This is a genomic window from Conexibacter stalactiti, assembly GCF_033542075.1.
GTDB lineage: Bacteria > Actinomycetota > Thermoleophilia > Solirubrobacterales > Solirubrobacteraceae > Conexibacter > Conexibacter stalactiti.
Genome location: NZ_JAWSTH010000147.1, coordinates 1 through 12,890, shown reverse-complemented (window position 1 = coordinate 12,890; position 12,890 = coordinate 1). Strand labels below are relative to the sequence as shown.

Genomic DNA, 12,890 nt, shown 5'->3' with positions numbered 1-12,890 from the left:
GCGCGAGGCGCTCGCGCTGGCGATGGACGAGGCGCACGCCTGCGGCGCCGAGCCGCTCGCCGAGCGCGCCGCCGAGGAGCTGCGCACGAGCGGCGCGCGGCCGCGCCGCCGCGCGATCAGCGGCGTCGACGCGCTGACCCCGAGCGAGCGGCGCGTCGCCGCGCTCGCCGCCGACGGGCGCAGCAACCGCGAGATCGCCCAGGAGCTGTTCGTCACGCTCGCGACCGTCGAGACCCACCTCACGCGGGCGTACCGCAAGCTCGACCTCAGCGGCCGCGACGGGCTCGCGCAGGCGCTCGCCGGCGGCGGCCAGCCCTGACCAACGGCAGAGGCTGCCCACCCGCTTCCGTCGGTCACGGCGAGCCGATCGGCGGATGCCGGCGCCCGCGGGCGCGCGCGAAGCTTGCCCGATGACCCTCCGCCCCTCGCTCGCCGCGGCGACGGCTTTGCTCGCGTCCGCCGCGCTGCTGGCGCCGGCCGCAGCCGACGCGGCGCCGAAGAGACGGTCGCTGCGCTTCGCCGTCACGCTGGAGCTGACGCGCACGTTCGCGACGACGCTGACGCCGGCCGCGCCGCTGGCGGGCTGCAGCGACGCGTTCGACCCGCCGGTCGAGGGCACGACGCAGCAGCGCGAGACGATCAGACCGCTCCGCAGAACCGTCCTCGCATACGTCTACACCGACCTGCGCTACGGCGCCCCGATCGTCTCGGGCCCGTCACTGCAGGCCGGCCGGGGCGAGTCGGTGCCGATCGTCGCGACGGTGCAGCGCAGCGCCGACGTGCGCGAGGAGCCGCCGTGCGACTTCGGGATCCCCGACGACGCGCCGCCGCGGCCGGCGCAGATCGCCTGCCTCGGCACGACGACGACGGAGATCACCGACAACGCGCTCACACTCGGCGTCACGTTGCGCGGGTTCGTCCTGCGGCTCCCCTACACCGGCGGCTGCGCCGACCGCGAGGACCTCTTCCCGACGCTGGCGAGCGACCCCGAGTTCAGACTCGACTTCGCGACGCTGCGGGCCGCCAAGCGCCCGGTCGTGCGGAGGCTCTCCAGCCAGCGTGACTGCTCGCTGCGGGAGACGGCGTACGCGGCCCGCTGCCGCGCCACCGTCGCGGGGACGCTGACGCTGACGCGGCTGCGCGGCTGACGCGGCTGCGCGCCTGGCCGCGCCCGACGCCGCGAAGGGCGAAATCGCCCGCGATATCCTCGCCCGATGGCCACGACGCAGGTGATTCGCAGCGAACGGTTCCCCGACCTCGGCGACGAGGTGATGTTCCCGCGCCTCTCCGACAGCAAGCTGGCGTGGTTCGCCAAGCAGGGTGAGCGCAAGACCTTCCAGCCGGGCGAGGTGCTGTACGAGCACGCCGTCCGCGACGCGCCCTTCTACGTGGTCGAGCGCGGGCTGGTCGAACTGGTCGACCGCAAGCCCGGCAAGGACGTCCACATCGCCCAGGCCGACGGCAGGACCTTCATCGGCGACATCGCCGCCTTCACCGGCGAGCCGACGATCAGCGCCTGCGTCGCCGTCGAGGAGACGCAGGTGATCATGTTCGACCGCGCCGGGCTGCGCGACATGCTCGCGCGCTGGCCGGAATTCGGCGAGCACATCTTCCGCACGCTGCTGGCGCGGCGCGCCTGGCACGAGGCCGAGGGCCACGGCGTGATGCGGCTGATCGCCGCGCGCGGCTCGCGGCGCGCCTTCGACGTGCGCGACCTGCTGGAGCGCAACCTGCTGCCGGTGCGCGCCTACGACGTCGACACTGACGCCGAGAGCGCCCAGATGCTGGAGTGGCTCGACATCCCGCGCTCGGAGACGCCGGTGCTCGTGCACGCCACCAGAGTGATGCGCAACCCCTCCGCCGCGCAGGTCGCGCGCTCGCTCGGCCTGCGCGCCGAGATCGACGGCGAGCGCTTCGACCTCGTCGTGCTCGGCGCCGGACCGGCGGGGCTTGCGGCCGCCGTCTACGGCGGCTCCGAGGGCCTGCGGACGCTCGTCGCCGAGGCGTGGGCGCCGGGCGGCCAGGCCGGCACGAGCACGCGGATCGAGAACTACCTCGGCTTCCCCAGCGGCATCTCCGGCACCGAGCTGACGCGCAAGGCGACGTTGCAGGCGCGCCGCTTCGACGCGGTGCTGTCGAGCTTCCACAGAGCGGTCGAGCTGGCCGACGGCCCCGAGGGGCTGGTTCGGATCGACCTCGACGACGGCCAGCACGCGCTCGCGCGCACCGTCGTGATGGCGACCGGCGCGCGCTGGCGCGAGCTGCAGGCGGAGGGCGTCGAGCGCTTCCGCGGCGCCGGCGTCTACCACGCGGCGATGGCGACCGACGCCGAGCGCTGCCGCGGCGAGGACGTGATCGTCGTCGGCGGCGGCAACTCGGCCGGCCAGGCGGCGGTCCACCTCGCGTCGCGGGCGCGCAGCGTGCGGATCGTCGTGCGCGGCGAGGCGCTGAAGTCGACGATGTCGCACTACCTCGTCGACCGCATCGAGCGCTCGCCGCGGATCGAGGTGATGACGCGCACGGAGGTCGCGACCGTCGACGGCGCCGCGACCGTCGAGTCGGTGACGCTGCGCGACCGTGACGGCGCGACCGAGACGGTGCCCGCGTCGGCCCTCTTCGTGATGATCGGCGCCAACCCGTGCACGGAGGCGTCGACCGGGATGCTGGCGGTCGATCCCGCCGGCTACCTGCTCTGCGGCGGCGGCGCGGCCGCCTGCGGCGGCCATCTCGGCTGGCCGCTGGCCGAGCGCGAGCCGCACATGCTGGAGACCGTCCGCCCCGGCGTCTTCGCCGCCGGCGACGTGCGCGCGGGCGCCTCCAAGCGGGTCGCGGGCGCCGTCGGCGACGGCGCGATGGTCGTGCGCTTCGCGCACGAGGTGCTGGCCGGCTGAGTCAGCGCGCGCCGAGCCGCCGCGAGACCTCGGCGGCGGCGGCGCGCACGAGCGGCACGAACCGCTCGGTCTGCGCGGGCTTGACGCGCATCTCCGGCCCGGAGACCGACAGCGCCGCGACCGCAGCGCCCGTGTGGTCGACGATCGGAGCGGCGACGCAGCGGATCCCCGCCTCGTTCTCGACGTCGTCGAGCGCGACGCCGCGCTCGCGCGCGGCGGCCAGCAGCGCGCGCAGCGCATCCGGGTCGGTCGTCGTGTTCGGCGTGCGCGGCTCGACCCCGGCCGCCAGCGCCGCCGCGACCGTCGCCTCGTCAGCGAGCGAGAGCAGCGCGCGGCCGAGGCCGGTGGTCAGCGCCGGCTGGGTCGCGCCGACGCGCGACTGCATGCGGATCGAGTGACGGCTGTCGACCTTCTCGATGTAGACGACCTCGGGCCGCGCGCCGCCGCCGGCCCACGCCAGCACGCCGAGGTGGCAGGTCTCCCCCGTCTGCTCGGAGAGCGCGCGCAGCGCCGGCAGCGCCTCGCGCCGCAGGTCGATCCCGTCGAGGAAGCCGGAGCCGAGCGCGAGGCAGCGCGGGCCGAGCGCGTAGCCGCCGTCGTCGGTCGCGCGCACGAGACCGGCGGCGAGCAGGCTGCCGAGCAGCCGGTGGGCGGTCGGCTTCGGCAGGCCGGTCGCGCGCGCCAGCTCGGCGAGCGAGCGGCCGTCGGGCTGCGCCAGCAGCACGTCGAGCAGCGCGATGCCCTTGACGAGCGCCTTCGCCTCGCCGCTGGCACCGCCGCGCGCGGCGGCCCCGCCGGGAGCGCGCTCGCTCGTCGTGCGGTCGTCTGTCGAACTCGCGTCTCGCATTTTGGAACTGTGTTCTAAAGTACCGCAGATGACCACCGGCCGCCCCGCTCCCGGACTCGTCACGATCGGCGAGAGCCTCGCCCTGCTGACCACGCGCGACCCCGGCCGGCTGCGCCACGCGCACGAGCTGCTGCTCGGCGTCGGCGGCGCCGAGTCGAACACCGCGATCGGCGTCGCCCGCCTCGGCGCCGCGGCGACCTGGATCGGCCGCGTCGGCGACGACGAGCTGGGGCAGCTGATCGCGCGGACGCTGCGCGCCGAGCAGGTCACGGCCGCCGTGATCGCCGACCCCGCCGTGCCGACGAGCGTGATGCTGAAGGAGCGGCCGAGCGCGACCGGCGCGCGCGTCTCCTACTACCGCGCCGGCGGCCCCGGCGCGCGCCTGACGCCGGCTGACCTCGACCACGACCTGATCGCCGCCGCCGGCGTCCTGCACCTCACCGGCATCACGCCGGCGCTGTCGGCGAGCGCGCGCGAGACGGTGGAGGCCGCCGCGCGCACCGCCCGCGCCGCCGGCGTGCCCGTCTCCTTCGACGTCAACTTCCGCTCACGCCTGTGGAGCGCCGCCGATGCCGCCCCCGTGCTGCGCGCGCTCGCGGCGCAGGCCGACCACCTCTTCGTCGGCCACGACGAGGCGACCGCGCTCGGCTGGCACGGCGACCCCGCGCAGGTCGGCCGCGCGCTGCTGGCCGAGGGGCCGCGAGTCGTCGTCGTCAAGCTCGGCGCCGACGGCGCGCTCGCGGTCACCGCCGACGGCGAGCTGCCGGTCGTCCCGGTGCCGATCGTGCCAGTCGACCCGGTCGGGGCCGGCGACGCCTTCGCCGCCGGCTACCTCGCCGAGCTGCTCGCCGGCCTGCCGCTCGCCGAGCGCCTGCGCACCGCCGCCGTCTGCGGCGCCGCCGCCTGCACCGTCCGCGGCGACTGGGAGGCGCTGCCGACGCGCGCCGAGCTGGTCCGCTTCGAGCAGCCCGAGGAGGTCGTGCGATGAGCGTGACGATGGAGCAGGAGACGATCGACGCGCTCGCCGCGCGCGGGATCGTCGCGGTGATGCGCGCGCCGCGCGCCGAGCAGGTCGTGACCGCCGCGCGGGCGCTCGCCGATGGCGGCGTGACCGCGATCGAGGTCACCTACACCGTCCCCGGCGCGGCCGAGGCGATCGCCGCGCTCGCGAGCGATCCGCGGCTGCTCGTCGGCGCCGGCACGATCGAGACGGCGGCGCAGGCGCGCGAGGCGGTCGCCGCCGGCGCCCGCTATCTCGTCAGCCCGCATCGCTGCGACGACGCGATCGCGGTCGCGCAGGAGGCCGGCCTGCCGGCGATCCCCGGCGTCTACACGCCGACCGAGGTGGCAGAGGCGGCGAGACGCTGCCGGCTGCTGAAGCTGTTCCCGGCGAGCGTCGGCGGCATCGAGCTGCTGAAGGCGCTGCGCGCGCCCTTCCCCGCGCTCGCCTTCATGCCCTCCGGCGGCGTCACCGCCGCCAACCTCGGCGACTGGCTGGCGGCCGGGGCGGTCGCGGTCGGCGCCGGCGGCGACCTCGTGCCGGCCGACGCGATCGAGCGCGGCGACACGGCCGAGCTGACGCGACGCGCGCGCGAGTGGTCGGCGGCGCTGACGAGCGCCCGCGCGGCGGGGGCCTGAGCGATGGCGTCGCTGCATCGCGCCCGCCGCAACCACGGCGCGCGGCTGAGCGAGGCCGAGGTCGACGGGATGGCGCTCGTGACGCTGGAGAACGAGCTGCTGCGCGTCGGCGTGCTGGCCGGCAAGGGCGCCGACGTGCTGGAGCTGCTCTACAAGCCGCTCGACCTCGACTTCTGCTGGGCGCGCGCGCAGCCGCTCGCCAACCCCGCGCGGCGCCCGCCGAGCGGGCACGACGACACCGCCACCTACCTCGACTGGTACCCGGGCGGCTGGCAGGAGGTGCTGCCGAGCGCCGGCGCGCCGTCGGCCCACGCCGGCGCCCTCTTCGGCCAGCACGGCGAGGTCCACCTCGCGCCGTGGGACCACGAGATCGTCGCCGACACGGCGGCCGAGGTCGCCGTCCGCTTCCGCGTCCGCCTGCGGCGGCTGCCGCTGCTGCTGGAGCGGACGATGTCGCTGCGCGGCGGCGAGCCGCTGCTGCGGATCGAGGAGCGGCTCGTCAACGAGAGCGGCGTCGAGCAGCGCGCGATGTGGGGCCAGCACGTCGTCTTCGGCGCGCCGTTCCTGGAGCCGGGGATGCGGATCCGCCTGCCGGAGGGCGTGCGGGTGCTGCCGCATCCGGACGCCGTCGGCCCACGCGGCCGGCGGATCGACCCCGGCGACGGCGCGCCGTTCGCGTGGCCGCACGCGCCGGCTGCCCCGGGTGCGTCCCGATCCGCCGCGGCCGACAACGCGCCGGCCACCGACGCCTCCCCCACCGTCGACCTCTCGCGCGTCCCGCCGCGCGGCGGCCCCGGCGAGATGCTCTACCTGACCGACCTGCCGGCCGGCTGGTACGAGCTCGGCCGCCCCGGCAAGCCGGCCTTCCGGCTCGACTGGGACGTGCGCGTGCTGCCGTACCTGTGGCTGTGGCAGGAGCTGGGCGCCGGCGACGGCTACCCGTGGCACGGCGACGCCTACGTCGTCGGGCTGGAGCCGTCGTCGAGCTACCCGACCAACGGCATCGCCGAGGCGGTCGCCAACGGCAGCGCGCTGCGGCTCGCGCCGCATGCCGAGCTGACGCTGGCGTGGTCGGCGCGGATCCTCCCCGACGGGCTGCCGGACGCCTAGCGCTGCCCCGGCAGCGGCAGCCCGCTCGCGTCGTCGAGCACGGCGCGCGCGAGGTGCCAGCGGCCGAGGTTGGCGGTGAACAGCTCGGCGCCGCGGAAGGCGCAGTTGGTCGGGTGACAGAGCACGTGCGCGGTCGGGTCGTCGAGCAGCAGCTCGAGCGGGGCGCTGGGCGGGCGCGGGTCGCCGGCCGTACCGCGCGGATCGCCGTCCGCGCCGCGCGGGTCGTGCCGGTAGACCCGCGACGGCTCGTAGCAAGCGATGTAGAGGCGGCCGTCGGTGTCGAGCGCGATCCCGTCGGGCAGCGCCTCCGGCGTCTCCACGACCGGCGTCACAGCGCCCGCCGCGCCGTCGGCGCCGATCTCGACGCGCACGATCCGCCGCGCCCACGTCTCGACGACGTAGAGCGCGTCGCCGCCGGCCGTCAGCGCCATCCCGTTGGCGAAGGTGAACGGGCCGGGATGCCACAGCTCGCAGGCGCCGCCGTCGAGCGCGACCCGCCAGATCCCCGGCCCCGGCCGCTCGGCGTCATGGCTGTCGGAGACGTAGAGGCAGCCGCGCGCCGCGTCGACGACGGCGAAGTTGGGGATCCGCATCGCGCCGCCGCCGTCGGCGAACCGCTCGACCGCCCCGCTCGCGAGCGTGAGGCGGAACAGCGCCCGCTTCGCGAGGTCGCAGGCGTAGAGGTGGCCGGCGCCGTCGAGCGCCACGCCGAGCACGAAGCCGCCGGTGCTCGCGACCTGCTCGATCGCGGAACCATCGGGCGCGACGCGGTAGAGCTCGCCGCGGTCGCCACCGCACCAGGCGGCGCCGTCGGCGTCGAAGGCGACGCACTCCGGGTGGCTGAGCCGCACCGGCCCGGTCGTGCCGTCGCAGAAGACCGACGCCCGCAGGCGCGCGGCCGGCACGCCGCTCATCTCGGGAGTCCCACCGGCAGCGCGGCCAGCAGCCCGCCGTCGACGCGCAGCTCGGCGCCGGTCACGAAGCCGGCGTCGGGCGAGGCGAGGAAGGTGATCGCGGCGGCGACCTCGTCGGTGCTCGCGACGCGGCCGAGCGGATGCATCGCGCCCCACTCGCCGACGACTTCCTCGGCCGTCCGCTCGCCGCGGAAGAGGTCGGCCGCCCAGCGCAGCATCGGCGTGTCGACCGACCCCGGCGCGACCGCGTTGACACGGATCCGGTCGGGCGCGTGGTCGAGCGCCATCGCCCGCGTCAGCGCGCTGATCGCGCCCTTGGAGGCGGTGTAGGCGGCGACGTCGGTCTGCGAGGCGGTCGCCTGCGTCGAGGAGACGAGCACGATCGCGCCGCCGCCGCGCGCCCGCAGCGCCGGGATCGCGCGCTGCCCGACGCGGTGGATGCCGCCGACGTTGACGGCGAAGACCTCCTCCCACGTCGCGTGGTCGGTCGTCTCGACCGTCCCGTAGCGCTGCACGCCGGCCGAGTAGACGAGCACGTCGAGCCCGCCGAAGCCGCTGATGGCGCGCTCGACCAGCGCCTCCGCGTAGCCGTCGTCGCGCACGTCGCCGGCCAGCCCCGCGACCGCGCCGGCGCCGCCGGGCGCGAGCGCCGCCAGCGCCGCGACCGCCGCCTCGACCGACGCCTCGTCGTGACCGCCGACGACGACCCGCGCGCCCTCGCGCGCGAGCCGCTCGGCGCTCGCGCGGCCGATCCCGAGCGAGCCGCCGACGACCAGCGCGACCTTGCCGTCGAAGCGCCCCGCGAGCGGGACGATCTGCTGCTGCCGCGTCATCCGCTCTCCTCGATTCCCGCTGCTGAGACGTCGTAGCTGCGTCCGGCGACGACGAGGCCGCACAGGCGCGCGTCCGGGTCGACCTCGGCCAGCCGCGGCGTCGCGCGCGGCGCGCCGCCGTCGAACGGCACCTCGACGCCGAAGAAGCCCTGGATCACGAGATCGGCGAAGGCGCCGGCCGACGAGCAGGCCCAGTCCATCAGGTACGGCTCCTGCGGCGGCCCCTTCGGCGCGCCGCGATCGCTGTGCGCGGGCACGATCCCCTCGACGAAGTGACCCTGCGCGAACGGCCCCTGGTGGGCGCTGCTCGCGAGGCCCGGCAGCCAGGCGGCGGCGAGGTCGGCGCGACCGAGGCGGATCAGCGCGTGCGCGGCGTCGGCCGGCCAGGCGGTGTAGGCGCCGTTCCACTGGTGGTCGGGGCGGTTGCTGAAGGCGGCGTCGGGGTCGGCGGTCGAGAGCGCGCGCATCCACGTGTCGCTGCGCAGCTCGCGCGTGAAGAAGCCGACCATCTCCTCCCGCTGCGCCGCCGGCAGGTCGTCGGCGAGCGCCATCGCGACGGTGTTGAAGTCATAGGCGTGCGCGACCGGGACCAGCTCGCCGTCGGGCTGCCGCGCCGCCCAGTGGCCGCTGCCCGCGACATACAGCTGCTGCACCTCGCCGACGAGCGCATCGGCCTCGGCGCGCAGCCTGCCGGCCGCCTCCGCGTCGCCGCCGGCCGCCGCCAGCTCGGCCGCTCTGCGCAGGCACCACACGTTCATCGCGTTCAGCGACGCGACCTCGTGCACGTACGAGCTGACGCATTCGAGCAGGTTGTCGGTGCCGCCGTAGTCGGCGAGCGCGTGCCCTCTGCGCAGCCCCTTCCACGCCTGCGCCCACTCGCCGAGGTGCTCGGCGACGGTGCGCGCGCCGCCGTCGACGGTCGCGATCTCGGTCTCGAGCCAGTCGCGCTCGCCGCTGAAGCGGACGTAGTCGCGCACCAGCCGCGTCATCGCGAAGTCGTTGACCGAGTACCAGTAGCCGACCGGCGCGCCGCTCTGCCACTCGGTCCCGAAGTGGGTGTGAACGTCGGTCGCGATCCAGTGCTCGAGCTGGCGGCGCATCGTCGCCGGGTCCAGCAGCGCGTGCACGGTCGAGCTGAGGCTGTAGTCCCAGATGAACGTCGTCGTCTGCCAGTAGCGGGGCATCAGCGTGTCGTAGCTGCGGCCGAGCAGGCCGTGGGGGCTGTCGCGGCGGAACCACAGCACGCCGAGCACGCCGGCCCAGTAGAGCTGCCGCAGCGCCGCGTTGGAGGTCTCCAGCACGGGCAGCGCGCCGGCGGTCGAGCCGCGGCCGGGGACGAAGGCGTCGGCCAGCTCCTGCGTCCACAGCCGCTCGCTCGCGCGCACCGCGGCGGGCACGTCGGCGGCGATCCGGTCGAAGGCGGCGAGCGCCTCCGCCTGCGTCGTGCCGACCGCCTGCACCCAGCCGATCCGCCAGCTCGCGCCCGCCGTGAGCGTCGCGCGCGCCTCGATCCGGCTGAGCGAGTGGATCTCCTCGCCGCGCCACTCGGCGTCGCCCGCGCCGCTGTCGACGGGCGCGCTCGGGCCGGGGACGAGCGCGGCCGGGGCGCTGTCGAAGCCCTGCACCGAGACGGCGCCGGTCGCCGGGCAGCGGCCGACGAGCGCGCCGCGCGCGGCGTCGACCTCCAGGCGGTTGACCGCGCTCGGCGGCACCGGCGCCAGCCACGGCTCGGCCGGGCGCGTGACGGCAGAGGCGAGCGCGAGCGCCAGCCGCAGCTCGTGCGCGGCGGCGCCGTGGTTGGTGACGCGCACGTCGACGGCGACGGCGGTCGTGTCGGGCGGGCAGACGGTCGTCGTCTCGATCTCCAGCTCGCCGACGCGCGCGCTGCGGATCACGCGGTCGGGCCGCCACGTGACGGTCACCGGCACGCCGAGCGCGCGGAAGAAGCGTCCGTCGAGCGACAGCTGGCCGCTGATCGTGTCGCCGCTGCCCAGCGGCGGGAAGTTGACGCTGCGGATCGCGACGAGGTCGTGGTCGACCTGCGCGGTGCCGAGGAAGTTCGTCAGCCCCGGCGGGTTGAAGGTGTCCTCGAAGCGGTGCGTCTGCGGGTCGCTGGCGAGGTCGTCGAGCGTGGGGATCGCGTGCATCAGGGGGAGCGTGCCTTCGGGTCGGATCGTGGGACGGGTGCGTCAGGCGGCGACGACCGGCAGCTCCAGCCAGGAGGCGCGCGCGGCGTCGTGGAAGATGCGCTGGTGCGCCGTTCTGAGGTCGCAGGCGCGCGCGTGAGCGGGCTCGCCGCCGCCCGTATTGGGGTTGCGGTCGAAGCGGGGGAAGTTGCTGCTGGACAGCTCCAGCTGGACGCGGTGGCCGGGCGCGAAGACGATCGCGGTCGCGCCGACCTCGATGGCGAACCGCTCCGGCACGCCGGGCTCCAGCGGCCGCGCATGGCCGTGGCCGTCGCGGAAGCGCGCGCGCACGATCCCGTCGGCGACCGCGAGCGCGCGCCCGTCGGGCTGCACGTCGAGCAGCTTCGCGGTCCAATCGGTGTCGGGCGCCGAGCTGGCGGCCTGGAGGATCAGCCGCACGACGCCCGTCACCTCCAGCGCCCGCTCCAGCGGCGCGCTCGTGTAGACGAGCACGTCGGGCCGCGCCTGCACGGCGCGGCTGTCGCGCGCGCCGAGCGCGATCGACGCCTCGTGGCCGGCCATCAGCGTGCGGCCGCCGGTCGTCGGGACCGGGTCGGCCGGGTCGTAGACGTAGGTCCGCTGCGCTTCGCCCGGCGCCGGCGGCTCCCACGTCAGCGCGGCGTCGGCGCGCAGGTGCAGCCGGCGGGTGCGGGCGCGCGCGAGCGGCCACTCCTGCTCGTCGCGCCAGCGGTCGGCGCCCATCACGAAGATCCGCACCAGCGGGGCGTCGGGGTCGGGCGCGGCGGGCTCACCAGGCGAGGATTCCGCCCAACCATCGCGCTGCAGCACCTCGTCGAACCAGCGCAGGTGCAGGTCGGTCGGGTCGAGCGCGTAGCGGCTCGCCTGCGGGCCGTAGATCACCTCGCCGACCGCGTCGCCCCAGCCGCCGTGGGCCCACGGGCCGATCACGAGCCGCTGCGTCGCGTGGCCGGCGTCGCGCAGCGCGGCGTAGCCGGCGAGCGTGCCCGGCAGGAAGATGTCGTGCCAGCCGCCGAGGTGCAGCGCCGGCACGTCGATCGCGGCGAACCGCTCGCGCGGCGAGAGCGCCTGCCAGAAGTCGTCGCGCAGCGGATGCTCCAGCCAGCGCAGGTAGTACGGCGCCAGCTCGGCCAGCAGCGGCTGGTCGAGCAGCGGCAGCCGCCGGTAGGCGGTCGCGGGGTCGGCCAGCTCGGCCTCCAGCAGCTCCTCCAGCGCCGCGACCTGCTCCCCGCGCGCTCTGCGCCGCGCCAGCTCGCCGGCGGCCAGCCCGCGCGCCCAGTGCAGCGCGAAGCCGAGCTGGAAGGCGCCGCCCTCGTAGAACCAGTCGTCGTGGTAGTCGGCGGCGGTCACGTGCGGCAGCAGCGCGCGCAGCGCCGGCGGCCGTTCGCGCGCGGCGAGCAGCTGGGTGGCGCCGCCGTAGGAGCCGCCGTAGGTCGCGACGCGGCCGTCGCAGAACGGCTGCGCGGCGGCCCAGGCGATCGTCGCGGCGCCGTCGGCGGCCTCGTCGACGAGCGGCTCGAAGCGGCCGTCGGAGGCGTAGCGGCCGCGCACGTCCTGCACGACGACGGCGTAGCCGGCCGCGACGGCGCGCGCCGGGTCGAGCCCGCCCTGCACGACGAGCGCGAACGACTTGTCGTACGGCGTGCGCTGCAGCAGCACCGGCGCGGGAGGTCCGTCGGCCGGCCGCCAGACGTCGGCGCGCAGGACGGTGCCGTCGGGCAACGGCACCGGCACGTCGCGCTCGATCCGCAGATCGAAGGCGCCGCGGGCTGGCCAGGCCGAGGCGGTCATGTGGAGAGCTTCGCGGTCGCGCCGCCGTCGACCAGCTGCGTCGAGCCGGTGATCGCGGAGGCGTCGTCGCTCAGCAGGAAGGCGATCACGCGCGCGACCTCGACCGGCTCGATCGCCCGCCCAAGCGGCTGTCTCGCGCCCCAGCCGGCGATCGCGGCCGCCGGGTCCTCAGGCGAGAACAACGCCGCCGCCTGATCGAGCATCGCGGTCCGCACGGCGCCCGGGGCGACCGCGTTGACGCGGATCCCGTCGCGCGCGTGGTCGAGCGCGAGCGTTCGCGTCAGCGCGACGATCGCACCCTTGGAGGCGGCGTACGCCGGCACCAGCTCCTGGCTGGCGAACGCCTGCGTCGAGGCGACGTTGACGACGGCGCCGCCGCCGCGCTGCCGCAGCAGCGGGATCGCGGCGCGCAGGATCAGGAAGACGCCGCGCAGGTTGGTCTCCAGCTGCAGGTCCCACTCCTCCTCGCTCAGCTCGTCGATCCGCCCGTAGCGCACGACGCCGGCGCTGTTGACGACCGCGTCGAGCCCGCCGAAGCGGGTCGCGACGGCGTCGACGGCGGCGCGGCAGGCGGCACCGTCGCGCACGTCGCACCCGACCGCGAGCGCCTCGCCGCCGGCGGCCGCGACGGCGGTGGCGGTCGCCTGCGCGGCGCGCTCGTCGCGGTCCAGAGCACCGACGCGCATGCCGCGCGCGGCCAG

Annotated in this window: 12 protein-coding genes; 6 read left to right on the top strand and 6 right to left on the bottom strand. The window is 76.3% G+C overall.

What is annotated here, in order from left to right; translation table 11 throughout:
* The 3 genes from R7226_RS29410 to R7226_RS29400 all read left to right on the top strand — a co-directional run.
* Positions 1-319 (top strand): helix-turn-helix transcriptional regulator (locus R7226_RS29410; protein ID WP_318601041.1); only part of this gene is annotated, 319 nt, incomplete at its 5' end.
* A 91-nt stretch (positions 320-410) separates the two neighbouring features.
* Complete coding sequence (locus R7226_RS29405) at positions 411-1,148, top strand: hypothetical protein (protein ID WP_318601040.1); 738 nt, start codon at positions 411-413, stop codon at positions 1,146-1,148.
* A 66-nt stretch (positions 1,149-1,214) separates the two neighbouring features.
* On the top strand, positions 1,215-2,891 hold the full coding sequence (locus R7226_RS29400) for an FAD-dependent oxidoreductase (protein WP_318601039.1): 1,677 nt from the start codon (positions 1,215-1,217) through the stop codon (positions 2,889-2,891).
* Between the two features lies 1 nt (position 2,892).
* On the opposite strand, the gene R7226_RS29395 is transcribed toward R7226_RS29400, so the two are convergent.
* Positions 2,893-3,738: an IclR family transcriptional regulator gene (locus R7226_RS29395; protein ID WP_318601038.1), complete on the bottom strand. Its 846-nt coding sequence runs from the start codon at positions 3,736-3,738 to the stop codon at positions 2,893-2,895.
* Positions 3,739-3,766: 28 nt separating this feature from the next.
* Here R7226_RS29395 and R7226_RS29390 point away from each other — a divergent pair, with 28 nt between their 5' ends.
* From R7226_RS29390 to R7226_RS29380, 3 genes are read left to right on the top strand one after another with little or no spacing between them, the layout of a single operon-like run.
* Positions 3,767-4,726, top strand: a complete 960-nt coding sequence (locus R7226_RS29390) for a sugar kinase (RefSeq protein WP_318601037.1) — start codon at positions 3,767-3,769, stop codon at positions 4,724-4,726.
* The gene (locus R7226_RS29385) at positions 4,723-5,376 is read left to right on the top strand and encodes a bifunctional 4-hydroxy-2-oxoglutarate aldolase/2-dehydro-3-deoxy-phosphogluconate aldolase (protein ID WP_318601036.1); all 654 of its coding nucleotides are present in this window, start codon (positions 4,723-4,725) and stop codon (positions 5,374-5,376) included. The genes R7226_RS29390 and R7226_RS29385 overlap by 4 nt, the downstream gene beginning before the upstream one ends.
* A 3-nt stretch (positions 5,377-5,379) precedes the next feature.
* A complete protein-coding gene (locus R7226_RS29380; protein ID WP_318601035.1) occupies positions 5,380-6,486 on the top strand; it encodes a DUF4432 family protein in 1,107 nt (368 codons plus the stop codon).
* On the opposite strand, the gene R7226_RS29375 is transcribed toward R7226_RS29380, so the two are convergent.
* From R7226_RS29375 to R7226_RS29355, 5 genes are all read right to left on the bottom strand, one after another.
* On the bottom strand, positions 6,483-7,400 hold the full coding sequence (locus R7226_RS29375) for an SMP-30/gluconolactonase/LRE family protein (protein WP_318601034.1): 918 nt from the start codon (positions 7,398-7,400) through the stop codon (positions 6,483-6,485). The two genes, R7226_RS29380 and R7226_RS29375, sit on opposite strands and share 4 nt — an antisense overlap.
* On the bottom strand, positions 7,397-8,233 hold the full coding sequence (locus R7226_RS29370; protein WP_318601033.1) for an SDR family NAD(P)-dependent oxidoreductase: 837 nt from the start codon (positions 8,231-8,233) through the stop codon (positions 7,397-7,399). The genes R7226_RS29375 and R7226_RS29370 overlap by 4 nt, the downstream gene beginning before the upstream one ends.
* Positions 8,230-10,380, bottom strand: a complete 2,151-nt coding sequence (locus R7226_RS29365) for a hypothetical protein (protein ID WP_318601032.1) — start codon at positions 10,378-10,380, stop codon at positions 8,230-8,232. The genes R7226_RS29370 and R7226_RS29365 overlap by 4 nt, the downstream gene beginning before the upstream one ends.
* Positions 10,381-10,422: 42 nt before the next feature.
* Positions 10,423-12,189, bottom strand: a complete 1,767-nt coding sequence (locus tag R7226_RS29360; RefSeq protein WP_318601031.1) for a CocE/NonD family hydrolase — start codon at positions 12,187-12,189, stop codon at positions 10,423-10,425.
* Positions 12,186-12,890: SDR family NAD(P)-dependent oxidoreductase (locus tag R7226_RS29355; protein WP_318601030.1), on the bottom strand; the 705-nt coding region annotated here is incomplete at its 5' end. The genes R7226_RS29355 and R7226_RS29360, both read right to left, overlap by 4 nt.

Coding starts and splice junctions, on each gene's coding strand:
- R7226_RS29370 (WP_318601033.1), bottom strand. CDS start 8,233: ATGACGCGGCAGCAGCAGATCGTCCCGCTCGCGGGGCGCTTCGACGGC.
- R7226_RS29395 (WP_318601038.1), bottom strand. CDS start 3,738: ATGCGAGACGCGAGTTCGACAGACGACCGCACGACGAGCGAGCGCGCT.
- R7226_RS29385 (WP_318601036.1), top strand. CDS start 4,723: ATGAGCGTGACGATGGAGCAGGAGACGATCGACGCGCTCGCCGCGCGC.
- R7226_RS29375 (WP_318601034.1), bottom strand. CDS start 7,400: ATGAGCGGCGTGCCGGCCGCGCGCCTGCGGGCGTCGGTCTTCTGCGAC.
- R7226_RS29380 (WP_318601035.1), top strand. CDS start 5,380: ATGGCGTCGCTGCATCGCGCCCGCCGCAACCACGGCGCGCGGCTGAGC.
- R7226_RS29400 (WP_318601039.1), top strand. CDS start 1,215: ATGGCCACGACGCAGGTGATTCGCAGCGAACGGTTCCCCGACCTCGGC.
- R7226_RS29360 (WP_318601031.1), bottom strand. CDS start 12,189: ATGACCGCCTCGGCCTGGCCAGCCCGCGGCGCCTTCGATCTGCGGATC.
- R7226_RS29390 (WP_318601037.1), top strand. CDS start 3,767: ATGACCACCGGCCGCCCCGCTCCCGGACTCGTCACGATCGGCGAGAGC.
- R7226_RS29405 (WP_318601040.1), top strand. CDS start 411: ATGACCCTCCGCCCCTCGCTCGCCGCGGCGACGGCTTTGCTCGCGTCC.
- R7226_RS29365 (WP_318601032.1), bottom strand. CDS start 10,380: ATGCACGCGATCCCCACGCTCGACGACCTCGCCAGCGACCCGCAGACG.